The sequence below is a fragment of the Streptomyces sp. NPDC059455 genome, assembly GCF_042750115.1.
GTDB lineage: Bacteria > Actinomycetota > Actinomycetes > Streptomycetales > Streptomycetaceae > Streptomyces > Streptomyces endocoffeicus.
Window position 1 is genome coordinate 74,782 of record NZ_JBHYVB010000006.1, and the last position, 24,601, is coordinate 99,382.

Below are 24,601 nucleotides of genomic sequence, written 5' to 3' on the forward strand. Positions count from 1 at the left end.
CCTACCGTGCCTCCTGGTCGCTGTCCGGGACTCGCGCGGCCCACATCGGCGCTCGCTCCGTCCGTAGTTGGCCCATCTCGTTTCGACGGGCCAACCGCTCGCTCTGGCCTCGCAGCGCGATGTGCAGCCCGTCCCACAGCGTGCCGTCGGTCCGGTCACGCGGATCGGGGTCGATCAGCACCACCCCGATCACCGGAATGCGCTGGTCCGCGAGCTGCCGCGCCACGGTGTGCAGCCAGGCGGCGCTGCCGTGCCCGGCACGCACGACGAGCACGGTCTGGGTACCGAGGTACTGGAGGTCGGTCCACGCGGTGCCGGGCGCGACCGAGCCGACGCCGAACCGGCGCTCCTGACGCGACATGGCCGCGCCATGCTCGCCACTGACCACGGTCGGGTCTCCTGGCTTCGGGCGGCGGCTCGCCAGCTGCGGGCCGGGCAGACCATCGACGATCACCACTTGCCCCTCTGCCCCCAGTGCCCTGGCGAGGTCCAGGGCGATCACGCTCGTGCTGCGCGCACAGCCCAGTTCCAGCAGCGACACCGGTTCCGCGGAGCCGCGCACGGTGCGGGAAAGGGTCGTGGTGAGGCGTTCACGCGCCGCACGGGTCCGTCGGCGCTGCCACGGTTTCCCCGACCGGCGGGGCAGCTCCGCGATGACCGAGGCACCCAGGTTCGCCGCGATCTCCCGGCGCAGCACCGGGCGGTCCGCCACCACCGTGCCGACCGCGGCCACCGCGAGCCCGAGGGCGAGCCCGAGGACGAGCCCGATCGCGGCGTTGGTGGCGGCGGCCCTGGGCAGGGACTGCCGCACCACGCGAGGGGCGTCCACGATCTGCGTGCCGGCGATGATCCGGGGCGTACCGGTGCGGGCCTCCGCGGCGCGCTGGTCGAAATCGGCGATCCGCGAGTTGAGCTCGGCCCGGCGGGCGAAGAGCGACTCGGTGTTCGCCGACGCTTCCGGGTCGCTGCCCGGCGATCGGTCTCCGATCGCCTTGTTGACCTTGGTGAGTTCGTCCCGTACGCGGTCACGCTGGTCGAGCAGGGCCTTGGACTCGGCTTTCGCGGTCTCCCGCATCCGCCTCACATGGTCCGCGACGAACGCGTCGGCCAGCGCCTTGGCCCGGGCCACCGCTTCCGCGTCGCTGGCACCTGTCACATCGATCTGCAGCAGGTTGTTGGTCAAGCCGGTACCCCGGTAGTCCCGCATGAAGTCTTCCGGTTTTTCCGGGGACTTGAGGGACCGCAGGGCCTTGTCGGCGATCCGCGAGGTCCCCAGCAGCGCGACATCGGTGCGGATCAGCGTTCCGGTGTCGTTCGGCTGGTCCTCCTGATGCGCGACCAGCACTTTGGTCACCGCGGTCGGCGGTGGCGGCATCAGGACCGCCATCGCCGCGCCGACCAGCAGCCCCAGCAGAGCCATGGAGCCCCAGAGGCGGCGGCGCCTGCGCACCGCCACCACCAGCGCCTGCAGATCGAACAGCGGAGCGGCTGCCGACGACTCCGAAGTCGTGCTCGTCGTCACCCCGCACCTCCCGCCGCGTGGCCGCGAACCGCGAGCGCCGGAGCGGCGTCATCCGGAGGGTGGCCGGCGGACCGCTTCGGACGGGCCCGGACCGCGCCGGCGACGACGATGCCGACGACCTCGTGCTTGCCGTCCGCACACGCCTCGGCGATGCCGGCGAGCTCCGCCGCCGTCCAGCTGCCCGCGCTGAGCACGACCAGGGCACCGGACTCGGTGCCGCGGTCCGGCACCAGCGGCTGGGACACCGAAACTTCCACCACCCGCAGCACGGGGTATCCGCTGCCCGAAGAGGTTGGGGAAGGATCGCCCTTGGACTCGGCGACGAGCTGCTCGGCGGCCCGGCGGGCGATCTCGTCGCCTTCGGGTACGACCACCAGCAGCCGCCGGGGGGCCGGCAGCCGGTCCCGGAGGCGGGCGCACACCCGCCGGTAGCGGATCAGCCTGCCGGCCTCGTCGCCGGACGCCCGCGGCGTCGGTATGTCCCACCGGATGTCGAGGCCGAGCAGCCGACGGAACCGGGCCCGCGGGCCGCTGCCTTCCGGCCGGTGTGCGGGCCGTTCACCGGGTACGTCGACGGTACCCAGCAGCGCCGAGCCCAGCGCCGCGGCGATCTCCGGTTCGGTGCGCAGCCGGCGACTCATCCGCGCGGCGGTGAGATGGCCGATGACCGCGAGCAGGAAGAACAGCAGCGCTCCGGCGACGATGAGCTGCGTCCTCGTCGGCGGTGCCTCGCCGGCCGGCCGGGCCGCCTGCCCCATGACGACCATGTTGGACTTGTTGGTCACCGGGTCGGCCTCGTCCAGCTTTTTCACGGCCTCCTGCAGCCCGATGCGCAGCTTCTCGAGCTCGGTGCGGCCCTGCACGCTCTCCACGGTCTGCCCCGGATCGGCCGCATCGGCCAGCTCGGTGATGCGGCGGCTGGTCTGCACCACCAACTTCCGCAGTGCCTCGGGCCCGGTCGACGCCGCGGACTCGGTGTCATCGCCCGCGAGCCGCGCGGCGAAGGCGACGAACTGCTGGGCCACCTGGTCGGAGAGGTGCTGCGCGCGCTCCGGGGTGTCGGCCGTACCCGAGATCTTGATGATGTTCCCGTCGGCGGCCTTGGCGCTCACCCGGTCCCGCAGCTCGCTGCCGCTGACCCCGGCCCAGCCGAGCGTGGCGGCCGCGCGGTCGACCACCACCGAACTGGTCGCGATCTCCGCCTGGGTCAGCAGCTCGCGCTCCTCCCACGCCCCCGGCAGCAGTACCGACGCCGACGTCGTGTAGCGCGGCGGAAACAGCAGAGAGGTGCCGTAGCCGACGAGCGCCCCCACCACGGCGAGGACGGTGAGAAGCCGCCAGCGCCGACGGATAATCCGCCCGATCGTGACCAGGCGTATCGTGTCATCGTTCAACGGCGCGGCCTCCTCCGCGCCCGGTCCGGGCCGCCCGCCGACACCGGAGCGTGGTCACGGCAGGCAGCGGCATAGGCGGCGAGCAGCGACGCTTGCGAGTTCCGCCAGGAGAGCGGCCCGCCGATCCGCTCCTGGCCGAGCTTGCCCATCTGGGCCCGCTTCTCCGGATCGTCGAGGAGCAGAGCGATGAGCCCCGCGAATTCGGCCTCGTCGTTGGCGGGCGCGTAGACGGCGGCGTCACCGGCGGAGACGCGCGCCTCCTTCAGGTCGAACGAGACGATCGGCCGGCCCATCGCCATGTACTCCAGGACCTTGTTCATGGTCGACACGTCGTTGAGCGGATTGCGCGGGTCGGGGGAGAGGCACACGTCCGCGGTGGACAGGTAGCGCACCAGGTCGGCGTCCGGGACGCGTCCGGTGAACCGCACCTGCTCGGAGAGCCCGAGCCGCCGGGACAGCTCCACCATCGCGTCGAAGGCGTCGCCGGCGCCGACGAACACCGCATACCAGTCGGTCCGCCCGATCTCGTCGCGCAGCTTCGCGAGGGCCCGCAGGGCGTAGTCGACGCCGTCCTGGGGGCCCATGACGCCGAGGTAGCACAGCAGATGGGGCTTGCCGTGCTTCAACTCCGGTTCGGGCGGCACCGGTTGGAACCGCTCGATCGCGGGCGCGCTGCGCACCACGAACACGTCCTCCGGCCGCCGGCCGCCACGGCGCAGTGCGACGTCCCGGTAGCTCTCGTTCGTGGCGAGCACGATGTCCGCGGCCCGGTAGGTCCGCCGTTCCAGCGCGCACACGGCGCGGTAGAGCAGATCCTCACCGCGGTCGAACCGGGAGAGATACAGCTCGGGTACCAGGTCGTGCTGGTCGAAGACGAACCGCGCGCCGCGCCGCTTCAGCCACAGCGCCGGCAGGAACAGCAGGTCGGGCGGGTTGCAGGCGTGGACCACGTCGACCGGGCCGACCTTGCGGGCCAGCCGGGCCGTGTGCCACAGCGCCGATCCGTACTCCCGCAGATAGCCGGCCGGTCCGCCGGTGGCCGCGCGCAACGGGTAGCGGTGGATCCGCACCCCGTCGATCACCGCCTCCGGCTCCGTGTCCCGCTTGCTCCCCCGGGGGCAGATGACGTGCACCTCCCAGCCCGCGTCGCGCAGCGTCGTGCACTCCTGCCACACCCGCCGGTCGAACGGCACCGACAGGTTCTCCACCAGGATCAGCGCGCGCCGGCCCGTCCCGTCACCGCTGATCGCATTACCAAGCAAGGCCCATGTACCCCGGTTCGGCCCGGCGCGCCTCGGCGTCGGGAAGGCGGATGAGGTCGACAAGTACCGGGCCGTCGCCCTGGGGCAGCGCCGACAGCACGGCCGGATCCCTGGTCCCGACCAGGCACACCTCGGCGTGCTCGAGCACCTTGCCGACGGAGTCCGTGAGCAGCTGCGCGAGGTGCGGCAGCCGGTTCTCGATGTACTCGCGGTTCGCGCCGATCAGCCGGGAGAGGTTCACATTGGCGTCGTAGATCCGCAGGTCGTAACCCTTGCCGAAGAGCCGCTCCGCCAGCTCGACGAGCGGGCTCTCGCGGAGGTCGTCGGTGCCGGGTTTGAAGGACAGCCCGAACATGCCTATCCGGCGCTTGCCGGTGCGCTCGACCAGGTCCACCGCGCGTTGCAGATGTTCGGAGTTGGAGGGCAGTACATGGGCGAGGATGGGCACCGAGACGTCGGCCCGCTGCGCCGCGTGGACCAGGCTGCGCAGGTCCTTGGGCAGGCAGGAGCCACCGAAGGCGAAGCCGGGCCGCAAGTAGGCGGGGCTGATGTTCAGCTTGCGGTCGGCCAGGAACACGTCCATCACCTGGTGCGAGTCCACCCCGAGCGCCTGGCACACCGCGCCCAGCTCGTTCGCGAAGCCGATCTTGAGGCCGTGGAACGCGTTGTCCGCGTATTTGATCGCCTCGGCCGTCGGGACCGGCACCCGGAACACCTCGCCGGGCAGGCCGTCGTACAGCGCCATCACCGCGTCGCCGCTCGCCGGGTCGAGCTCGCCGATGACGGTCTTGGGCGGGTCGAAGAAGTCCCGCACGCTGGTGCCCTCGCGCAGGAACTCCGGGTTGACCGCGACCCCGAAGTCCACCCCGGCCGTGCCGCCGACGTTCTTCTCCAGGATCGGCACCAGCAGGTTCAGGCAGGTGCCCGGGAGCATGGTGCTGCGGAACACGATGGTCTGCCGGCCTCCCTGTTTGGCCCCCTCGGCCAGCGCGGCGCCGATCTGCTCGGTGACCCGCTCCAGATACGTGGTGCACAGGCTGCCGTTGGGCTCCGACGGCGTGCCCACGCAGACCAGCGACACCTCGCTGTTCTTGATCGCCTCGCGGACGTCGCCGGTGGCGCGTAACGCCCCGGTCCGCACGACCTCGGCGATGAGCTCGCCGATCCGCTCCTCGACCACCGGGGCCTTGCCGTCGTTGACCAGGTCGACCTTCACCTGGTTGACGTCCACCCCGATGACCTCGTGACCCAGGCTCGCCAGGCACGCGGCCGACACGCAGCCCACGTAGCCGAGCCCGAAAACGCTGACTCTCATGACCCGTCTCTCCCCCCAGGCAGGCCCCTGCGGCCTGCGGTCCGCGCGCCGGTCGGACGACCCCCGCGCATCAGTAGGCCCCCTGCCCGTGGAGCACCGCACGCAGCGTCTTCCACAAGATCACCGTGTCCAGGGCGAGCGACCAGTCCTCCACGTACCGCAGGTCGAGGCGGACCGCCTCCTCCCACGGCAGGTCGCTGCGTCCGCTGATCTGCCACAGACCGGTGAGCCCGGGCTTGACCAGCAGCCGCCGCCGGATGTCCGGGCCGTACGCCGCGGACTCCTCCGGTAGCGGAGGCCGCGGTCCGACGAGCGACATCGATCCGGTGAGCACGTTGAAGAGCTGCGGGAGCTCGTCGAGCGAGTACCGGCGCAGCACTGCTCCCACCCGGGTCACCCGCGGATCCCGGCGGAGTTTGAACAGCAGGCCCGCGCCCTCGTTGCGGTCGGCCAGCTCCGCACGTGCCCCGTGGGCCCCGGTGACCATGGTGCGGAACTTGACAATGGTGAACTCGCGGCCGTCCTTGCCCACCCTGCGCTGGCGGTAGAACGCCCCACCCCGACTGTCCACCAGCACAAGCAGCCCGACGAGCACCATCAGCGGCGCGAACAGCACCAGCAGGACCGCCGCGCCCACCCGGTCGACGACCCCTTTGATCGCCCGGCGGCCCCCGGTGAAGGCCGGCATACTGACCCGCAGCAGCGGGATCCCGAGCACCGCGTCGACGTGCAGCCGCGGGCCGGCCACCTCCATCAGCACGGGGGCCACGACCATCTCGGCATCGCTGCCCTCGAGGTTCCAGGCCAGCCGCTGCAGCCGGTCCGGTGACCAGTGCGGGTCCGGTGTGACCGCGACGACACGGTAGCCGTCGTGACGGACGTGCTTGGCGACGTCCCCCAGCCCGCCGACGACCGGCACTCCGTCCACTCGGTCGCCGTCGAGCCCACGACCGTCCGTCGTGCACACCGCCTCCACCCGCCAGCCGAGGTGCGGGAACTTGCGGGTCCGGGTGATCAGGTCGCGCACGGTGGCCGGGCTCCCGGCAGCGAGCACCGGTCTCAGACACCGTCCTTCCTTGCGCTGTTTGTGCAGCCAGAGGCGGAGCACATAGCGCGCGGTCATGGTGATGAGCGCGATCGCGGGGATCGCGACGAAGATCCAGAGCTTGATGTTGCGCGAGGTCAGGGCGATCCCGCCGAGCGCCAGGACGACGGTCGCCGTGAACAGTGAGCGTCCGAGCCGACGGAATTCCTCGGCACCCTGGCCGAGCACGGCCGGAGCCCATGACCGGCTCACCGCAAGAGTTCCCAGCACCAGCAGTTCGGTGCCGAATGCGAGAATTCCCCATTTCTCGTGCCAGTTGGCCGCGTCCCGGGCCCCGAAGAAGTTGCCGATGGCCGCCACCACGCAGGCGGTGGCCACGGTATCGCTGGTGATCACGGTACGGCGGTACCGCTGCTCCCAGTCGTGCGCGGGCCGACCGATTGCCCTGTTCGCCAGATGCCCGCGCTCTGACGGAAACGGGCTGGCTAATCCCCCTCGCCGCACGGAACCCCCCAGGTCCCCAGTGGTTCGACGTGTTCGCCTAACACTGTTCCTCCCCCCGGGAGGCCCCCGCCCCCCGCACTGTCCTCCCCTCGGGAGGCCCCCGCCTCCCGCGCCGCGCTGTTCCTCCCCTCGGGAGCTCCCCGCCCCCCGGCGGATGACATCCCGGATATTGCAGCGCTACTTGGACACTCCACGCACATGGGAGCGGACTCGCATGTCCTGCCAGACTTTCGAGGTGCGCGGAACCCGTCGAAACCTCGGGTGCTCCCCACACCCAAGGCCCTTCCCGGGCTCCGAGAATTGATCAACCCCACGTCCGGCGCCGGGGACACGCCTGCTGGCTGCCCGTAGCGCCGGACCTGTAGATCATTATTTGTCGCTCGTGTCCAAACAAATGAAGCACGGGTCAATCTAGAACACCGGGGCCCGTCTGAAGAAGAGTTGTGTGCAATATGTGCTCAAAGTTTGAAGCCGGATCCACCGAGCGGTGACTGCCTGCGGGGGGTTTGAGGGCGGAGACATGCCGTGTGACCTGTGATGACGGGCGTTCTCCGGGCTGCCGGCGCCGGGTCGCACGAGGGGCGATTTCAGGGCGACTTCTGCACAGCCGGCTGTGGTGCCGGTCGGGGTGGTCGTGGTGTGGGTCTCGGCGCCTCTGCGCGAGTCGCTGCTGTCCGCCGAAGGGTTGACGTCCGTAGAAAGCGCTTGTTACAACGTTGCAACAACGTGACAACGCCCACGGCTCGTCCCACGCCCGACCGGCCGGCTCCGGAGCGGGGGCACCGTCCAGGTCTGCCGCCAACCACCCTTGATGGAGCGTGACATGGCCAATGTCCCCAGCCGCCGTGCCGTCGTCGGCGCCACCGCCGGCGCGGTACTCACCGGGGCGCTCGCCGCACCCGCCACCGCCTCCGCCGCACCCGCCACCGCGTCCGCCGCACCCGCCACCGCCTCCACCGTGCCGCCCGGCCACGTCACGATCGCCTCGCCGAACGGCCGGCTGCGGATGACCGTGCGGGTGACGGACGGACGGCTGCGCTACCAAGTCGCACGAGACGGAAGGGTCCTGGTGTCCTCCTCCGGGCTGGGACTCGACCTGGCCGACCGGCCCTCGCTCACCGGCGGACTGGTGCTGGAATCCGTGCGGCGCGGAACCGTGGACGAGAAATGGCGGCCGGTATGGGGGCCCGACGCGCTCGTCCGCAACCATGCACGGGAGTGCGTACTGCGGACCGTGCAACCGGCGACCGGGCTACGGCTGGACCTGATCGTCCGGGTCTTCGACGACGGCGTCGGCTTCCGCTACCGCCTGCCGGCCCAAGCCGGGCTCGACCACTACACCGTGACCGCCGAGAGGACCGAGTTCTCCTTGCCGCCGACCGCGACGAGTTGGTCGCTGGCGGCGGGTACGGACTGGAACGCCGATGAACGGCACTACCGGCGGGCCCCGCTGGCGGACGTGAAAACCGCCCAGACCCCGCTGTCGCTGGCCACCCAGGGCGGTGAGTACATCGTGGTGCACGAGGCGGCGCTGATCGACTATCCGAGCATGACCCTCGCCGCCGACGGTAACCGGCCCGGCACCTTCACCAGCGAGCTGATCAGCCTTCCCGACGGCGCGAAGGCCCACCTGAGAGGCGAATTCTCCACCCCATGGCGCACGCTGGTCATCGGCGGCCGGCCCGGCGATCTCGCCGAATCGCATCTGATCGAGAACCTCAACGAGCCATGCGCGCTCACGGACACGTCGTGGATCTCACCCGGTACGTACGTCGGTGTCTGGTGGGAACTGCAGCGGCGGCACACGACCTGGACCGAGGGACCGCGTCACGGCGCCACGACCGAGCGGGTCAAACGCTATATCGACCTCGCCAGGGAGGCCGGCGCGAGCTCCGTACTCGCCGAGGGCTGGAACACCAACGCCGGCGGCGACTGGGCCGGCCAGGACTTCCTCACGCCGCGGGCCGACTTCGACCTGGCCGAGGTGCTGCGTTACGCACGGGCCAACGGGGTCGGGTTCACCGCGCACAACGAGACCCGTGGCTTCGTCGACTACTACGAGCGGCATCTGGAAACCATCTTCGCGCGATACGCGGAACTGGGCATCCACTCGGTCAAGACCGGCTACGCCACCAAGTTCGTGCTGGGCGGGGTGAACCGCAGCCACTTCGACCAGGAAGCGGTGCGTCACTACCAGCGTGTCGTCGAGACGGCGGCCCGCCACCAGATCATGATCATCGCGCATGAGGCAATCAAGCCGACCGGGCTGGCGCGCACCTACCCGAACATGATGACCGGCGAGGGCGTCGCCGGCATGGAGCAGCACCACTACATGGGCCGGCTCGGCAACCCGCCGGAGCAGGCCACGATCCTCCCCTTCACCAGGTTCATGGGCGGGCCGGCCGACTACACCCCGGGCGTACTCAACGTGACCTGGGACCCGGCCGGACTCGGCACCCGCGTACAGACGACCTCGGCCACACAGCTCGCGCTGTACTCGGTGTTCTTCAGCCCGCTGCAGATGCTGGCCGACACCCCGGAGAACTACCACTCCCACCCTGGATTCGCCTACCTCAAGGACATGCCGGCCAGCTGGGACGAGACCCGCTTCCTGGACTGCGTGATCGGCGACTACACGGTGGTCGCCCGCCGCAAGGGCGACACCTGGTATCTCGGCGCCATCACCGATGAGCACGACCGGACGCTGAGGCTGCCGCTGAGGTTCCTGGGACGGGGCCGGTACAGAGCCGAGATCTACGGCGACGCCGCGGACGCCAGCTGGCACGACAATCCACTGCCGATCGACGTCCGGACCGAGACGGTACGAGCGTCCACCGTACTGCGGCTGAAACTCGTCGCCGGTGGAGGCACCGCGATCCGCTTCCGCCGCGCGCGCTCCTGACCGTCGCGTGTGCCGTGCGTTGCCCAGGCGCCGGGGTGCGGCGTGAGGTGCGTGGGAGTCGTGAAGAGTTCGCACGCGATTCTCGGGATCCGGCCACGGGAGCGGAAGACTTGCAGAGCTCACTCGGCGCTTTCGAACAGGTCGGGCGCCGACCCATACGAAGGGGAGACCGGTCAACGATGTTCACACTGGTACGGAGCAGATTACGGACGGCCGTGTTCACGCTCTCGGCGGTCGCGGCCCTCGCCTTCGGCGGAACCGCCGCGACCGCCACGACCGGCGCGGCAGCCGCCCCCGCCCCCGCTCCCGCTCCCGCGAAACAGGGGCCGACCTCGGTGGCGTACGTCGAGGTGAACAACAACAGCATGCGCAACGTCGGCAAGTACACCCTCGCCAACGGCGGCGGCAACGTCTTCGACGTCGCCGTGGTCTTCGCGGCGAACATCAACTACGACACGGGTACGAAGGCGGCGTATCTGCACTTCAACGAGAATGTGCAGCGCGTACTCGACAAGGCCGCCACGGAGATACGGCCGTTGCAGCAGAAGGGCATCAAGGTCGTCCTCTCGGTGCTCGGCAACCATCAGGGCGCGGGCTTCGCCAACTTCCCTTCCCAGCAGGCGGCTTCGGCGTTCGCGAAAACGCTGTCGGACACCGTGGCCAAGTACGGCCTCGACGGCATCGACTTCGACGACGAGTACGCGGAGTACGGCAACAACGGCACGGGCCAGCCCAACGACAGCTCGTTCGTGCACCTGGTGACGGCGCTGCGCGCGAACATGCCGGACAAGATCATCAGCCTCTACAACATCGGCCCGGCCGCGTCGCGCCTCTCCTACGGCGGCGTCGACATCTCGTCCAAGTTCGACTACGCCTGGAACCCGTACTACGGCAGCTGGCAGGTTCCCCGCGTGGCACTGCCCAAGTCGAAGCTGTCGCCGGCGGCTGTCGAGATAGGCCGGACCTCGCAGAGCACGGTCGCCAGCCTCGCCCGCCGCACCGTCAGCGAGGGGTACGGCGTCTATCTGACGTACAACCTCGACGGCGCCAATCGCGGCGCCGATGTCTCCGCGTTCACCAGGGAACTGTACGGAAGTGACGCCGTCTACACACCGTAAGGCGGCCGCCTAATCGGCATATCGCCGGTCAGTTGTCGCCTGCCGTGCTGACGCGGCTGTGGTCTCGAGCGCTCGCGAGATCGCCAGACTTGCCGTACGCAGTGCGATTCGAGAGGCGACCTGAGTGCCCGCGTCGTCCGGCGCGACCAGCGAGACCGCACCCAGCGCCGCGCCGGCACTGTCGAGGATGGGCGCGGCGACCGTCGACATCGTGGCCGGACCGTCGTCCACCGGATTGGGTACGGCCGCCGCGCATACGCCCTCGGACCGGGTCATGGCCATCAACTGGCGTACCCGGTCCGGGGACGCGGCCTTGGCGAGCACGTCCTCGCGCACCTGTTCCGTCGCGTAGGCCAGCAGGGCAATGCCGATTCCCGTGGTGTCCAGCGGAAGCCGTCCGCCTACGCGGTACTTCACGGCGGCCGCTCCGTGCGCCGACAGGCGCTCCACGAGCACCGCCTCATGGCCGTCACGAACGGCGAGGAGGATGTGCTGACGCGTCACGCGGTGCAGATCCTCCATCAACGGCAGCGCGGCGGCACGCAGGCCGTGGCCGCGGGGAGCGAGCGTCGCGATCTCCAGCATCTGCAGCCCCACGACGAACTCACCGTTCTCCAGACGTTCGAGAGCCCCTACGCCGACCAACTGCGCGGCGATCCTCGAGGTGGTGCTCTTGGGGAGGCCGGCGCGGGACGCGAGCGTCTTGAGCGGCAGGCTCTCTCCCGCGTTGGCGAACGCGCCCAGGACCTTGAACGCCCGCTCCAGAATCGGCTCCCCATGCGCGGGGCGTCCCGAGCGCCGAGTGTGATCCGCCGTACCACTCATCGAAACGGGCAGTGCATGGCGGCGGTCACGGGATGGATCCTAGCGGCCTGATCACCTACTGCGTGGCACTGGCCCAGTGCTGGGCCACGGAACCCGCCCGCATGCACGAAAGAGGAGCAATGGCGAGCAACCCCGCGTCCCGTGACGTCTTCGTCCCGCACGCGTACCCCGAGCGGCAGGTCGACCTCGGTGAGGTGAGCATGAACTACGCCGAGGCCGGGGCGCCGGACAAGCCGGCGCTGCTCCTGGTCCCCGAGCAGACCGGGTCGTGGTGGGGGTACGAGGAGGCGATGAGCCTCCTGTCCCGGGACTTCCACGTATACGCCGTCGACCTGCGCGGCCAGGGGCGCAGCACATGGACGCCCAAGCGGTACAGCCTCGACAATTTCGGCAACGACCTGGTCCGGTTCATCGCCCTGGTCGTCAAGCGCCCGGTCATCGTCGCGGGCAACTCCTCGGGCGGCGTCCTGGCCGCGTGGCTGTCGGCGTACGCCATGCCCGGCCAGATCCGGGGCGCGCTCCTCGAGGACGCGCCGTTGTTCGCCTCCGAGCCGGACCCGGTCATCGGGCACTCAATCCGCCAGGCCGCCGCGCCGATGTTCCAGTTGTACAGCACCTACCTCGGCGACCAATGGTGCGTCAACGACTGGCCCGGCCATATCGAGGCCGTCAAGAAGTCCCCGTCCAAGATGATGCGGACCTTCACGCGGCTTTACGGGAGGCACGAGGAACCGCCGCAGAACCTCAAGGAGTACGACCCCGAGTGGGCGCGGGCGTTCCACGAGGGGACCGTCGCCCTCAACTGTCCGCACGATCGTATGCTCCGGCAGGTCAAGACGCCCGTGCTGGTCACCCACCACACCCGGTCCATCGACCCGGACACGGGAGAACTGCTCGGAGCGCTGTCCGACGAACAGGCCGCGTACGCCGTCAAACTGATGGAGTCGGCCGGGGTGAAGGCCGACTACCACTCGGCGCCGGACGCGCCGCACATGATGCACGAGTTCGACCCGCCGCGGTACGCGAAGCTCCTCACCGACTGGGCATCCACGCTGCCGGTCATCGAGCGGTGAGGACCCGCGCCCACGGCTCATCGATGTCGGCCAGACCCAGCACGGCGACCACGTTGTCGAGCATTCCGGCGCCGAACCAGCGCCGCATGGCCTCGTCGTCGCCCAGCAGTCGCCGAACGGTGTCCACCTGCTTGGCGTAGCACCGCCGCACGGCCTGACCTACCAGCGGCTCGCCGGCGGCGCAGTTCGCGTGCATACGGACACATGGTCGACCGCCGCGGCGAACAGCGCTTGCTTGTTCGGGTACAGGCGATAGAGATACGGCTGGGAGATGCCGACCTGCTTGGCGATCTCGTGCGTCGTCGTGCCGTAGAAACCCTTTTGCGCGAAGCGGTCGATCGCGGCGGCCACGATGGACCGGCGTCGCTCGTCGCTCTTCGCGCTGGTCCCGGCGGCAGGCATGGGCCCCCTACATTAGTGGTCGACCGATAACCTAGCGTGGCAGCCGCGTCGACCGCGTCCGACGGCTCGCCGCGCGGAGGACAGCTCGTCGGACTGAGTTGGCCATACCGGGTGGTCGCGGGAGCATGCGGAACGCGTGACGGGCTGTCGTGCGCTGCCAGCGGCATTTACGGTGAGGCAGGTGACGCTGAGCGCGAGATCCCTACTGCCGGTCAACCTCACCCTCGGCGTGCTGTTGACAGTGCTGCTGGCCGTGGCCGCGGGGGTCGCCTACTGGTTTCGTCTGTCCCCCGATCCCTCCGTCAACCGTCCGCGGGAGATCGTAATCGCGGGTATGCGCGCGGTAGCGCAGCTCGCCGCTGTGTCCCTGGTCATCACCTGGGCGGTCACCAGCTTGGCCGGTCTGGCGGCGTTCCTGGTCGTGATGTTCAGCGTCGCCGTGCGCACGGCGGGCCGACGGCTGACCACCAACCGCACCTGGTGGCTGACCGCCGCACCGATCGCCGCCGGTGTCGTCCCCACGGTGGCCGCGCTGCTGCTGACGGGACTGGTTCCCGTGAAGGGCCTTGCGCTCATCCCCATCAGCGGCATCCTCATCGGCGGCGCCCTGACGGTAACGGTGCTCGCGGGCCGACGCGCCCTCGACGAGCTGGAACTTCGGCGCGGTGAGGTCGAGGCGGCGATGGCTCTGGGTTTCCTCGAGCGGGATGCGCGGATGGAGATCGCACGGCCGGTCGCGTCCGACGCGTTGCTGCCGGGGCTGGACCAGACGCGCACGGTCGGGCTGGTGACGCTTCCCGGGGCGTTTGTGGGCATGCTCCTGGGCGGGGCGAGTCCGCTTATGGCCGGGGCCGTTCAGCTGTTTGTCCTGATCGCCCTGATGGCGGTGCAGGCCATTGCCGTTGCCGTGACCGTCGAGCTCATCGCTCGGCATCGTCTGTTCCGTCCCGCGGCGCATGCCACCTGACATTCGCGCCGGCTTCCGCGGCACCCTGATCGGCTACCGGGCCTGTAGTCGGACTACGCGGCTGTAGACGGCCGTCTGCGAAAATGAACGCCATGACTGAGCAGCACGGCGACCGCCGACCGGCCGGTGAGCTGGAAGCCGGCGTCCTGGCGGCGCTGTGGGCCGCGGGTCGGCCCCTCACTCCCGGAGAGGTCCGGGAAACCCTCGACGCGGACTTGGCACGCACGACAGTGACGACCATCCTGACCCGGCTCCACGATAAAGGGGATGGTCGACCGCGCCCGCCAGGGACGCGGATACGCCTACACCCCCATCGCCGCCAGCTCCGGCCTCCATGCCCGCCGCATGCACGCCGAGCTCGAACGCGGCGAAGACCGCGGCGGCATCCTGGCCCGATTCGTCTCCGACCTCAGTCCCGAGGACGAAGGGATACTCCGCGCGCTGCTGGACGGCGACGAGGAGACCTGAGAGTGATCTACGCAGTATGGGTGACCTCGGGCAGCTTCTTCATCACCGACGTGCTCGTACTCGCGACGTCGAGGTCGGTGAGGACTTCTGGCTTCCCCAACGTCATGTGCTCCCGTCTGATCGGGGGTAACGGCGCCCGCGCCGAAGGGGCCGAGCGCCCCAGGGGATGGGCCGCTCGCGGACGGCGGCGGTGTCGCGGCCCTGCCTGCCGCGGCCTGAAACGCGTCCTGAACGCCTGCCGGAGCTCAGACCGGCTGCCGGGCGGCTTGCTCCGGTTGGGTGACGTCCTTGCGCGTCACCGACAGGAACACCACCAGGCCGAGAATGACCGCCAGGAACAGGACACTGGTCACGACCGTGCCCAGACCGGGGCCGCCGTCGCCGGTCGGCTGGGAGAGGTAGTCACCGACGGATGCGCCGAGCGGGCGGGTGAGGATGTAGGCGATCCAGAAGCTCCACACCGCGTCGAGACCGAGCGCGAAGTGAGCGACCCCGACGGCGGCGATGGCCAGGGCGAACAGCACCGCGGACAGCCAGTACCCGAGGTTCATCCGCTCGGAGACCAGGTCACCGGCCGCGGTTCCCAGGGCGAAGGTGAACAGCACCGCCAGCCAGTAGAAGGATTCACGGCTGGTGGAGTCGACGCTGTGGATGGACAGTGTCCGCTCCCGCCGGTACCAGACGACGAACACCACCGCCAGGACGATCGCGAACACCGTCGTGCTCGTCTCCAGCGGCACACCCATGTTGTCGGTGAGGTTGTCGCTGATCAGTGTGCCGACGACGCTGATCAGGGCGACGGCCGTCCAGTACACGCCCGCGCGGTAGCCGCTGGTGCGGAACTGCACCACCAGCACCACGGCCAGCAGTGCGCTCATCAGTGTCGATACACCGCTCAGACCGAGCCCGGCCTTCTCGTTCAGCAGGTCCGCCGCGGTCTCACCGACCGTCGTGCACAGTACCTTGATGACCCAGAAGTAGACGGTGACTTCGGGCACCTTGTTCCAGCGCAGTCGGTGACGCGACCGAGAGGCGGGTCCGTCGGCCGCCGGGGGCACGGAGGTTTCAGATGTCTCGTAGGTCATGAAACCCGAACCTGCCACCGCATACCTGAACGCATCCTGATTGGCCACCGGTACCTCGATGAGCATCACCCTGTACCTCCTGGCCATCGGCCTGATCAGCCTCACCGCCACCAAGGGCTGTCCAGGGACGACGTCGGCGAGGGCGTCGGCGCCGCCGAGCGCGCAGGCCCACACCAGCGCCGAGGACGCGGGCCGGGCCGCCGCCGGGGCCGGAGTGCGCACCCTCGTCCTGTGGCACCTGATCCCGTGGCAGCTCTCCGACGCCGCTGTACCGCGGGGACCTCGCGGGGCACGCCCTTACCGCTCGCCACGGGCCGAACGGCCAAGTGGTTCCACGCGTTTGCGTGGAATCGGGTCCGTGCAGCGGACCACGCACGCCTTCCTTCGTTGGGGGGCGCCGGGTCACCGGGTCAGGTGGTGCGGCGGATGAGGAGGACGTGATCGGTGACCTCGGCGGTCTGCCCGCCGGGGCCGGTCGCGATCCGGCGGGGTGCGTCGGCCCGCTCGACCGTCCATGTCTCCGGGGCCAGCTCGATATCGGCGGCGACCTCCTGCGGGCTCGGGTACCGGGTATCGGGATCCTGGTCCCACGACCATGGCGCGGCCGAGCCGTGGTCGACGACCAGCAGCCGCCCGCCCGGGCGCAGTGTGTGTGCGGCCGAGCGCAGGACGGTCGACCGGTCCAGGTCGAAGGGGGTGTGCAGGTAATGGGCGCAGATCAGGTCGAATTCGCCGGGCGGGAAAGACGTGTGCACGTCGTGCCGCACGGTGGTGACGCGGTCGCTCAGGCCGTGTGAGCGGGCGAGGTCGGCGAGCCGCTCGACCGCCACGGCCGAGATGTCGACGGCGGTGACCCGCCACCCCTGGTCGGCGAGCCACAGCGCGTCGCCGCCGTTGCCGCATCCGAGGTCCAGCGCGTCACCGGGCGGCAGGCCCGTTACCGTCTCGGTGAGGCGGGCATTCGGCCGCGGGTCGCCGGCCGTCGGCCGGGCCGCGTAGACGCCGTCCCAGAACGCGACCGCATCGGTGGTGCTCATCAGGGCTCCTTGTGTCGGTAGGTGCTCAGTCTTGGCAGGCGCACCACGACGTGGCACGAAATCTTGCGGTAATGGCAAGATGGCCTGATGGATCCCAAGACGGACGACGACGTGCTGGACGCGGTGGGGCCGCGGCTCCGTGCGCTGCGCCGTGACCGCGGCATCACCCTCGCCGACCTCGCGGCGAGGACCGGCGTATCGGAGAGCACCCTGTCCCGGCTGGAGAGCGGGCAGCGCCGGCCGACCCTGGAACTGCTGCTCCCGCTGGCCCGCATCTACGACGTTCCGCTGGACGACCTCGTCGGTGCCCCGCGCACCGGCGACCCCCGGATCCACCTCAAGCCGATCAGGCGGTTCGGCATGACGTTCGTGCCGCTGTCCCGGCGACCGGGCGGTGTGCACGCGTTCAAGATGATCATCCCCGCCGAGCCGGAACCACTCGAACCGACCCCGCAGACCCACGAGGGCTTCGAATGGCTCTACGTGCTGGGCGGACGCCTGCGATTGGTGATCGGCGAGCGCGACCTGACGCTGCCGCCCGGTGAGGCGGCCGAGTTCGACACGTCCCTGCCCCACTGGCTGGGCAGCGCCGACGGCGGCGTGGTGGAGCTGCTCATCCTGTTCGGCCTGCAAGGGATACGCGCGCACGTACGCGCCGACCCTCATCGGCCGCCCCAGGCCGAGCGCCGGCGGTGAACTCGGCGCGACGGCACTGCGGATCGGCCATCCCCGTCGGTGGGCAACCTGGCGGATCGTGCCGTCGTCCTCAACGACGGGTCGCCTCAAGGAGGTCATGCGGTGCGTACGCACGCCGACATCGTCAGACCGCTGCCGGAACTGCTCGGGGACCATGCCCGCCGGCTCGGGGACAAGGTCTGTTTCCAGGACCGGTTCAGGCGCCTGACCTACCGGCGCAACCGCCTCTCCCCGGTCGCGACGGGCTACGTCGGGGTCCTGGGCCTGTCCGAACGGGACCGGGTGCTGTGGCCGTTGCCCCTCCATCACGCGATGAGCCAGGTGGTGTGCCTCCTCGGGGTGACCGCGGTGGGGGCGAGCGCGATGCTGCTGCCCCGGTTCTCGGCGGCGGGCGTGCTCGGCGAACTGCGTCGTGGGGACGGTTCGTTCACCTTGCTCGGCGGGGGCCCGACCACGTATTCGGCGCTCCTCGACGCGGTCCGGGGCGAGGAGGGCGGCGAGGGGGCGGCAAGGACGGCGCCGGTCTCGGCGCCCCCGGGCTGCGGGGGTGCGTCAGCGGTGGTGCCGCGGCGGAGCCCGGGTTCCGCGAGTCCTTCGAGGCGATCTGCCGTGTCCCCTATGTGGAGCACTACGGCAGCACGGAGGCGGGCCCGGTCACCATGGCGGCGCCGGGCGAGGCGACGGCGTCCGGGGCGTGCGGCCGGGTGCTGCCCGGCACCCGGGTCCGGGTCGGCGGGGGCCCGACGGCCGGGACACGGGTGAGGGCGAGTTGTGGGTCAGCGGGCCCGGGGTCATGGCCGGTTACCACGTCAGACCGGAAGCCACCGCGGAGGTGCTGCGCGACGGCTGGTTCCGCACGGGTGACCTGGTCAGGATCGATGCCTCCGGTGAACTGACGGTCACCGGCCGGGCGAGTGAGCTGATCATTCGGGGCGGGGTGAACATCCATCCCGCGGAAGTGGAGGCGGTGCTGCGGCGGCTTCCGGGGGTGGCGGACGCCGCCGTGGCCGGACGCCCGCACCCCGTCTTCGGCGAGGTGCCGGTCGGCTACCTGGTCGCCGGGCCCGGTGGCGGCGTGCTGGACAGGGGGCGCGTCCTCGCCGCCGGCCGTGCGGAACTGTCCGGCTTCAAGATGCCGGTCGAGCTGTTCGAGGTGGCGGACATTCCCCGTACCGCCTCCGGGAAGATCCTGCGGCGGAACCTCGCCGGCCTGCCCGCGCGGGCGCTGGGCGCGGAGGCCGCCGGGAGGCCGTCGGCCCTCCGGGCTATCCGGAGGCGGGCACTTCACCGGACTGGGTGCGGGCCGTCGACACACCGCACGCCGTCGGCCCTCCGGACTCCCTGGGCGCGCTCTTCCGTACCGCATGTTCCCGGGGACAGAGCTGGGACGGCATGGCGCTCCTCACCGTCGCCGCGCGCCTGCGTCCGGTCTTCGACAGGACCGGGGCGCCCGGTGCGACGCACGAACCCGTCATGCTCGCGGTGGGCGGCACGGGGGCCCGGCTGGTCTGCTCGCCCGCGCTCAGCGCGGTGTCCGGACCGCAGGAGTACGCGCGCCTCGGTGCCGGGCTGCGCGGGCTGCGGCCGGTTTCCGTGGTGCGGCACCCGGGGTTCGAGCCCGGAGAGGCTCTGCCCGCCACACTGGACGCTCTCGTCACCGCCCAGGCCATCGCCGTACGCGCGGGCGCGGCCGAAGGCCCCCTGGTACTGCTGGGACGGTCGGCCGGTGGCTGGGTGGCCCATGCCGTGGCCGAGCGTCTGGAGTCCGAGGGTGCCGCCCCGGCGGCCGTCGTCCTGGTGGACACCTATCCCCCCGGCCACGGCGACGGGGGTCAGGCGCGGCGCTCTCCGCGATGACGTCGGACATGCTGCGCCGGGCGGCGGAATTCGCCTCTGCCAGCCCCGACCGGCTCACCGCCATGGTCGGATACTTCGAGCTCTTCAGCGGCTGGAAACCCGCGCCGCTCGCCTGTCCCACCCTGTACGTACGAGCCCGGGACCCACTGCCCGGCGCCGAACCCGCCCCGGACTGGAGCCTGCCGCACGCCGAGGTCACCGTGGACGGGGACCACTTCACCATGTTGGAGGAGCACGCCCGTACCACCGCACTCGCCATCCACCAGTGGCTGGCGGCCGGCCCGGTCTGAGGACGTCCTGGGGGAGGCGCAGCCCTCGCCGTGGAGCTCGCCCCCGCACGGCTGCCCCTGAACCCCACGAGGTCAGGGAGCCTCGTGCGTCGGCAGCATGCCGTCGAGATCCCCTGCGGGCAGCAGCTTGGCCGAGTTGTGTTCGCGGACGATCCGCCAGCCGTCCGGCGTTCGGCGCCAGACCAGCGAGGTCGTGGTGCGAATGTCCGTGGTGGCGTCGGGCCTGGTGATCCGCGCTACGAAGGTCAGGGTGGACGCGGCCAGATCGTGGTCGGCGATGACGTGCGGGCCGTCGTCGACGGCATGGTGCGCGGAAATCATCTTGTGAAAGCTGGGCTCCCAAATCGAGCCGTATTCGGTGGCTGTCGTCGCCACCCGCTGCTCGGGGTCGAAGTCGTCGTAGAGCCGGACGTCCGGAGAGCCGAAATCGTAGAACTCGCCGAAGGTGCGCCGGAAGTCGAACGGTGCGTCTCCCTCGTCGCGCTCCCAGCCGAACACCCACCGGGTGTGCAGGTCCGCGATCAACTGTTCATCGTTCATGACTCGACGCTAAGGGCGCGGGCGGGGTTCAGGGAGGGCCCGTCGCACCCACCCATCCGGGGGACAGACTCTGCGCCGCTGCCGCGATCAAGAAGCTCGTCCTACGGCTCAGCTCGGATTGCCCGGGGGGACCGTTTCGCCGGTACGTCGCCTTCGGGCGTGGGTGCGGGCCTTCATCCGGTTGCCGCATGCGGCCATGGAGCACCAGCGTGCCGTGCCGGGGCGGCTGTGGTCGACGAGGAACAGATTGCATTCCTCGTTCGCACATGGCCGCAGCCGTCCCGGTAGTTCTTCGCGGACCTTCGACCACGCGAGGACGACGCGGACGGCCAGTTCTTGATCGTTCGCGGCTTCGAGCTGCCACTGAAGGCCCTCGCTCGTGGCTGTGGGGCACAGCCGGGCATGTCCGAGGACGGCGTTGAGGGCGTCCACATCGGTGGAGGCCCCGCGGATCAGCCGGTGCAGAGCGTCGCGCACGTGTCGCACCGCTTCGCGCTCGGCTGTCGTTCCGCGCCCTCCCAGCCCGCGGAGCCAGCGCGACGCTTCCTCCGCCGGTTCCAGCGCGTCCGTGGGCTTGCCGTCGATCACCGGAGCACTGTTGAGCACCGCGAGCAGCAGCTCCTCGCCCTCGACCATCCCCTGCTCCTTCTTGACAAACACGTTCAGGGCACGAACACTCATCATAGCCTAACCAGTTAAATCTCTTTAAGGGGTTACCGCCATGGTCGCTGTTCATCACCGCTCTGTTGAGGTCGACGGGCTGACGGTCTTCTACCGCGAGGCGGGTCCGGCGCATGCTCCCGTGCTGTTGCTGCTGCACGGGTACCCGACCAGCTCGCACATGTTCCGCCACCTCATCCCGGCTCTGGCCGGCCCCTACCGGGTGATCGCGCCCGACCACATCGGTTTCGGGAGGTCGTCGGCGCCGGGCGTCGAACAGTTCCCCTATACCTTTGACGCGCTCGCCGAGGTCACCCGCCACCTGCTGGCGACGATCGGCGTGGACCGCTACGCGATCTACGTCCAGGACTACGGGGCGCCCATCGGCTGGCGGCTCGCACTGGCGGATCCGGATGCCGTGGTCGCGGTCGTCTCCCAGAACGGCAATGCCTACGAGGAAGGCTTCGTCCCCGAATTCTGGGCGCCGATCTGGGCCTATGGCGCCGATCGGAGCGCTGAGCACGAGGCACGGCTGCGGCCCGCCCTCGGGCGCGAGGCCATCGAGTGGCAGTACACCCACGGGGTGGCCGACCGCACCCTGGTCGACCCCGACGCCTGGGAGCACGACCTGACCCTGCTGGCCCGCCCGGGAGTGGATCGCGCGCAGCTTGCCCTGTTCGGCGACTACGCCACCAACCGTGCCCTGTACCCGGCCGTGCACGAGTGGCTGCGCTCCCGCGGCGTTCCGGTGCTCGCGGTCTGGGGCCGTAACGACGAGATCTTCGCTCCCGCGGGTGCGGAGGCCTTCCGCCGCGACGCGTCCGATGCCGAGATCCTTCTCCTCGACGGCGGGCATTTCCTGCTGGAGACGCATCTCGACGACGTCGCACAGGCGGTCCTCGCCTTCCGCGAGCGGGCGTTCGGCCCTTCGACGACTGGGTGATCAAGCCGCATCGCGAGGTGTCCGCGGCGGTGCCGGGCGATGCGAGGGCGGTGCGAGGGCGGTGGGCAGTGTGCCGGAACGGGCCTCCGAGGGGGCGCGCGGCGCACAACGGGGGCGCTCGAGTTTTTCTCCAGTATGTGTATGACTGCCCGGTGGTTCACTTGGCTCAGCCGTGCCCACAGGGGCACAGGTCAAGGGGGGTACACCGGATATGGCCACGCCCACGCCCGTCCTCACGGCACTGGCGATCTACGAAGCCGGCAAGAAGGCGTACGAGGCATACCAGGGCATTGTCGCCTTCGTCAGCCTCGGCAGTCACAGCCCCACTCCCGAAGAGGAGATCCTGGCCAAACTGGAGGTGCTGCACCAGGATTTCGTCGCCCTCCAGGGGCGGTTCGACGAGGTCCTCGAGGCCGTGAAGCAGGCGGTCAGGGTCGAGCAGCAGGCGTATGTGCTCAACCTGCGGCGCGACCTGGACGGCCTGCGCGGGCGGGCCCGCACCGCCATGGACGAGCTCAACTCCTGGGCCGCGGGCGGGCGCAAGGACCCGCTGCTGCGATCGAACGCGGACAACAACTCCCGGCTGGCGGCGAACACACTGCTGGAGGGCGACTCCTACTTCTACCGCCCGGATCCGAATTCACCGGAAAGCGTCTTCGACCACCGGCTGGCGTACATCGCCTATGTCTATGTGCTGACCGTCCGGTTCGGCGTGATCGCCGGGCTCAACCCGCAGTTCCGCGAGGACCGGCTGGCCCGTGAGGAACTGACCCGGCACGCGGCGCGGCTGGACTGGGTGTTCCAACACGCCGACCAGGCCATCGATCCGTATACCGGTGGCCGGGTGGACCCCGGAAGCTACTTCGTGGGCTACCAGTGCGTGGACCACATCACCGGCTACGACACGGGGCACAGCAACACCGGATGGCGCCCGGGAGGACAGGCCGAGTACGACGACGCCCGGGCCTACTACTCCGATCAGATGCGCGCCGAGATGCGGGTCAGGACCGGTCTGGCCAAACTCATGGGCTTCCACGACACCGTGGCCTACTGGGCCAAGGACCCGCGCACCCCCGGATGGTCCCCCTGGACCCCGGTGGAGGTGCCGGACAGCATCGTGTCCTTGGCCGCGGCGTCGGACCGGCCGGGGCACACCGTGCTGGTGTGGCGGGACAAGGACAAGGCGCAGCTCCGCACCACGTCCTACGACGCCACCGCGGCCACACCGGCCTGGAAACCGTCGGTGGCCATCAGCGCGGAGAACGCGGTGCGGGAGGAACCCACGCCACTCGCCCTGGCATCGGGGCCGGGCCTCATCACCGTGGTGATGCGGGGCAAGGACGGCGGCATCCACGCCACGCGCACCGATCCCACCCGGCCGTCCGGATGGCTGGACGCCCCGGTCAGGGTGAGCGGCGACACCACCGACCTCTGGTACGCCGAGGCCGCCGCGGCACCGGGCTCGGTCGTCGTGGTGTGGCGGGACAATGGCACCGGCACGCTGATGGCCGCGTTCCAGGACGCCAAGGGGACGTGGGGGCCACCGCAGGTGGCGGCCCCGGCAGGCGCCATTTCGCTGGGCTCGGACCTCACGGTGGCCTGTCCGGCGCCCGGGGTGGCGCTGGTGGTGTGGACCATGAACGACCGCACGGTGCACAGCGTCACCTACGATTCCCACGCTCCCGGCCCCGCGTGGAGCGCACCCGCGCAGATCGCCGAATTCCCCGGGAACGACTTCCCGTCGACCATCCGCGCCCTGGGCACCGGCGACGGAAGAGCCGATGTGGTCTGGATGGGCAGGTTCGGGTCCATGTGGAACATCCACTACGACGGTGGCTGGAGCGCCCCGGCCGAGATCACCCCGCAGCACCTCACCAAATGGGGCGTGCCCTACACGACCATCCCGGCGGTGACCGGGGACCGGCGGGCCAACTGGTTCTGGCAGGGCCGGGACAGCCGCGTTCAGACCATCTTCCGGGATCCCCAGCAGCCCCAGTGGTCGGCGCCGCTGTGGCTCGGACAGCCCTGGTGGTCGTACTCCGAGATCGCCGCGGTGCCGACGGCGGCGGGAAGCGTATCGCTCTACCGGGTCGACTTCGGCAGCGAGATCGGCGAGGTGCCGAGGCTCCTGACGTGTTTCTACGACACGGCCACGCCGACCGCGTCGGCCCGGATCACGGACGCGCGAGCCCTGGTGGCGCGGGCCCAGACCCTGTGGAACCTGCCCGGCCCGGTGCGCGACGAGGCCAACGCCCGGGCGGCCGACGCGATCGCGGTCGCCCGCGAGGTCGTGGCCCTGGACCCCGGCTACCGTGCGACGCTGGCGCAGTGGCTGGTGTTCCCGGCGGGCACGTATCTGATGGGCAGTGGCCGTTACGACGAGGCCATCGCGCACATGCTGGAGGCACTCGGCCTCTACGACAAGCTCATCCATGAACAACCCGGATCCGATGAACTCCCTTGGCGAAAGGCCTGGACGCTGGTCAATCTGGCGCAGGCCCTGTGGGGCAAACCCGACCACACCCAGGGCGCACAGCGCGCCGTGGAGGCCACCGACCTGCTCCGCCAACTCGCCACCGGGAAACCCTCCTACCTGCCCGGGCTGGCGCAGTGGCTGGTGTTCCCGGCGGGCACGTATCTGATGGGCAGTGGCCGTTACGACGAGGCCATCGCGCACATGCTGGAGGCACTCGGCC

22 protein-coding genes and 2 pseudogenes are annotated in these 24,601 nt (G+C 70.3%); 12 read left to right on the top strand and 12 right to left on the bottom strand.

The window, feature by feature from the left end:
• Position 1: 1 nt before the first annotated feature.
• The 5 genes from ACFXB5_RS03650 to ACFXB5_RS03670 all read right to left on the bottom strand — a co-directional run bounded on the left by ACFXB5_RS03650 (position 2) and on the right by ACFXB5_RS03670 (position 7,042).
• On the bottom strand, positions 2-1,522 hold the full coding sequence (locus ACFXB5_RS03650) for a Wzz/FepE/Etk N-terminal domain-containing protein (RefSeq protein ID WP_385201976.1): 1,521 nt from the start codon (positions 1,520-1,522) through the stop codon (positions 2-4).
• Entirely contained in the window at positions 1,519-2,916 is a 1,398-nt protein-coding gene (locus ACFXB5_RS03655) for a Wzz/FepE/Etk N-terminal domain-containing protein (RefSeq protein WP_385201978.1), read from the bottom strand. The genes ACFXB5_RS03650 and ACFXB5_RS03655 overlap by 4 nt, the downstream gene beginning before the upstream one ends.
• Positions 2,913-4,178 (bottom strand): glycosyltransferase family 4 protein, encoded by a 1,266-nt coding sequence (locus ACFXB5_RS03660; RefSeq protein ID WP_385201980.1) that lies wholly within the window; start codon positions 4,176-4,178, stop codon positions 2,913-2,915. The genes ACFXB5_RS03655 and ACFXB5_RS03660 overlap by 4 nt, the downstream gene beginning before the upstream one ends.
• Positions 4,168-5,493 carry a nucleotide sugar dehydrogenase gene (locus tag ACFXB5_RS03665; protein ID WP_385201982.1) on the bottom strand — a complete coding sequence of 442 codons (1,326 nt, stop codon included), beginning with the start codon at positions 5,491-5,493 and terminating at the stop codon, positions 4,168-4,170. The genes ACFXB5_RS03660 and ACFXB5_RS03665 overlap by 11 nt, the downstream gene beginning before the upstream one ends.
• Before the next feature lie 70 nt (positions 5,494-5,563).
• Positions 5,564-7,042: a sugar transferase gene (locus ACFXB5_RS03670; RefSeq protein ID WP_385201984.1), complete on the bottom strand. Its 1,479-nt coding sequence runs from the start codon at positions 7,040-7,042 to the stop codon at positions 5,564-5,566.
• Between the two features lie 823 nt (positions 7,043-7,865).
• Here ACFXB5_RS03670 and ACFXB5_RS03675 point away from each other — a divergent pair.
• A complete protein-coding gene (locus ACFXB5_RS03675; RefSeq protein WP_385201986.1) occupies positions 7,866-9,944 on the top strand; it encodes a glycoside hydrolase family 97 protein in 2,079 nt (692 codons plus the stop codon).
• A gap of 179 nt (positions 9,945-10,123) precedes the next feature.
• Positions 10,124-11,062 carry an endo-beta-N-acetylglucosaminidase H gene (locus ACFXB5_RS03680; protein ID WP_385201988.1) on the top strand — a complete coding sequence of 313 codons (939 nt, stop codon included), beginning with the start codon at positions 10,124-10,126 and terminating at the stop codon, positions 11,060-11,062.
• A 9-nt stretch (positions 11,063-11,071) separates the two neighbouring features.
• Here ACFXB5_RS03680 and ACFXB5_RS03685 read toward each other — a convergent pair whose 3' ends face one another.
• Positions 11,072-11,887 (bottom strand): IclR family transcriptional regulator, encoded by an 816-nt coding sequence (locus ACFXB5_RS03685; RefSeq protein ID WP_385201990.1) that lies wholly within the window; start codon positions 11,885-11,887, stop codon positions 11,072-11,074.
• 119 nt (positions 11,888-12,006) lie between these two features.
• Between ACFXB5_RS03685 and ACFXB5_RS03690 the strand changes: the two genes are divergently transcribed.
• Positions 12,007-12,960 carry an alpha/beta fold hydrolase gene (locus ACFXB5_RS03690; RefSeq protein WP_385201992.1) on the top strand — a complete coding sequence of 318 codons (954 nt, stop codon included), beginning with the start codon at positions 12,007-12,009 and terminating at the stop codon, positions 12,958-12,960.
• Here the strand turns inward: ACFXB5_RS03690 and ACFXB5_RS03695 are convergent.
• Both ACFXB5_RS03695 and ACFXB5_RS03700 read right to left on the bottom strand, forming a co-directional pair.
• Entirely contained in the window at positions 12,947-13,156 is a 210-nt protein-coding gene (locus ACFXB5_RS03695; RefSeq protein WP_385201994.1) for a hypothetical protein, read from the bottom strand. The two genes, ACFXB5_RS03690 and ACFXB5_RS03695, sit on opposite strands and share 14 nt — an antisense overlap.
• Complete coding sequence (locus ACFXB5_RS03700; protein ID WP_385201996.1) at positions 13,120-13,311, bottom strand: TetR/AcrR family transcriptional regulator; 192 nt, start codon at positions 13,309-13,311, stop codon at positions 13,120-13,122. The genes ACFXB5_RS03695 and ACFXB5_RS03700 overlap by 37 nt, the downstream gene beginning before the upstream one ends.
• A gap of 232 nt (positions 13,312-13,543) precedes the next feature.
• Between ACFXB5_RS03700 and ACFXB5_RS03705 the strand changes: the two genes are divergently transcribed.
• Both ACFXB5_RS03705 and ACFXB5_RS03710 read left to right on the top strand, forming a co-directional pair.
• Positions 13,544-14,329 carry an ABC transporter permease gene (locus tag ACFXB5_RS03705; protein WP_385201998.1) on the top strand — a complete coding sequence of 262 codons (786 nt, stop codon included), beginning with the start codon at positions 13,544-13,546 and terminating at the stop codon, positions 14,327-14,329.
• A 92-nt stretch (positions 14,330-14,421) separates the two neighbouring features.
• Positions 14,422-14,797: pseudogene (locus tag ACFXB5_RS03710) on the top strand (BlaI/MecI/CopY family transcriptional regulator).
• Between the two features lie 245 nt (positions 14,798-15,042).
• Here the strand turns inward: ACFXB5_RS03710 and ACFXB5_RS03715 are convergent.
• Positions 15,043-15,882, bottom strand: a complete 840-nt coding sequence (locus ACFXB5_RS03715; RefSeq protein WP_385202057.1) for a hypothetical protein — start codon at positions 15,880-15,882, stop codon at positions 15,043-15,045.
• 410 nt (positions 15,883-16,292) lie between these two features.
• Positions 16,293-16,919: a class I SAM-dependent methyltransferase gene (locus ACFXB5_RS03720; protein WP_385202000.1), complete on the bottom strand. Its 627-nt coding sequence runs from the start codon at positions 16,917-16,919 to the stop codon at positions 16,293-16,295.
• Between the two features lie 87 nt (positions 16,920-17,006).
• Between ACFXB5_RS03720 and ACFXB5_RS03725 the strand changes: the two genes are divergently transcribed.
• From ACFXB5_RS03725 to ACFXB5_RS03745, 5 genes and pseudogenes are all read left to right on the top strand, one after another.
• The gene (locus tag ACFXB5_RS03725; RefSeq protein ID WP_385202001.1) at positions 17,007-17,615 is read left to right on the top strand and encodes a helix-turn-helix domain-containing protein; all 609 of its coding nucleotides are present in this window, start codon (positions 17,007-17,009) and stop codon (positions 17,613-17,615) included.
• Positions 17,616-17,941: 326 nt separating this feature from the next.
• Complete coding sequence (locus ACFXB5_RS03730) at positions 17,942-18,511, top strand: AMP-binding protein (protein ID WP_385202003.1); 570 nt, start codon at positions 17,942-17,944, stop codon at positions 18,509-18,511.
• A pseudogene (locus ACFXB5_RS03735) lies at positions 18,409-18,741 on the top strand (hypothetical protein); the annotation flags it as partial. The gene ACFXB5_RS03730 and the pseudogene ACFXB5_RS03735, both read left to right, overlap by 103 nt.
• A 170-nt stretch (positions 18,742-18,911) precedes the next feature.
• Positions 18,912-19,472: a thioesterase domain-containing protein gene (locus tag ACFXB5_RS03740; protein ID WP_385202005.1), complete on the top strand. Its 561-nt coding sequence runs from the start codon at positions 18,912-18,914 to the stop codon at positions 19,470-19,472.
• Positions 19,469-19,762, top strand: coding sequence for a hypothetical protein (locus tag ACFXB5_RS03745; RefSeq protein ID WP_385202007.1), 294 nt, complete (start codon positions 19,469-19,471; stop codon positions 19,760-19,762). Before ACFXB5_RS03740 ends, ACFXB5_RS03745 begins: the two co-directional genes overlap by 4 nt.
• Positions 19,763-19,834: 72 nt before the next feature.
• On the opposite strand, the gene ACFXB5_RS03750 is transcribed toward ACFXB5_RS03745, so the two are convergent.
• Positions 19,835-20,302, bottom strand: coding sequence for a YybH family protein (locus ACFXB5_RS03750; protein WP_385202008.1), 468 nt, complete (start codon positions 20,300-20,302; stop codon positions 19,835-19,837).
• Between the two features lie 108 nt (positions 20,303-20,410).
• The gene (locus ACFXB5_RS03755) at positions 20,411-20,938 is read right to left on the bottom strand and encodes a CGNR zinc finger domain-containing protein (protein WP_385202010.1); all 528 of its coding nucleotides are present in this window, start codon (positions 20,936-20,938) and stop codon (positions 20,411-20,413) included.
• An 85-nt stretch (positions 20,939-21,023) separates the two neighbouring features.
• Between ACFXB5_RS03755 and ACFXB5_RS03760 the strand changes: the two genes are divergently transcribed.
• Both ACFXB5_RS03760 and ACFXB5_RS03765 read left to right on the top strand, forming a co-directional pair.
• The gene (locus ACFXB5_RS03760; protein WP_385202012.1) at positions 21,024-21,905 is read left to right on the top strand and encodes an alpha/beta fold hydrolase; all 882 of its coding nucleotides are present in this window, start codon (positions 21,024-21,026) and stop codon (positions 21,903-21,905) included.
• A gap of 211 nt (positions 21,906-22,116) precedes the next feature.
• The coding region (locus ACFXB5_RS03765; protein WP_385202013.1) for a tetratricopeptide repeat protein at positions 22,117-24,601 on the top strand (2,485 nt) is incomplete at its 3' end.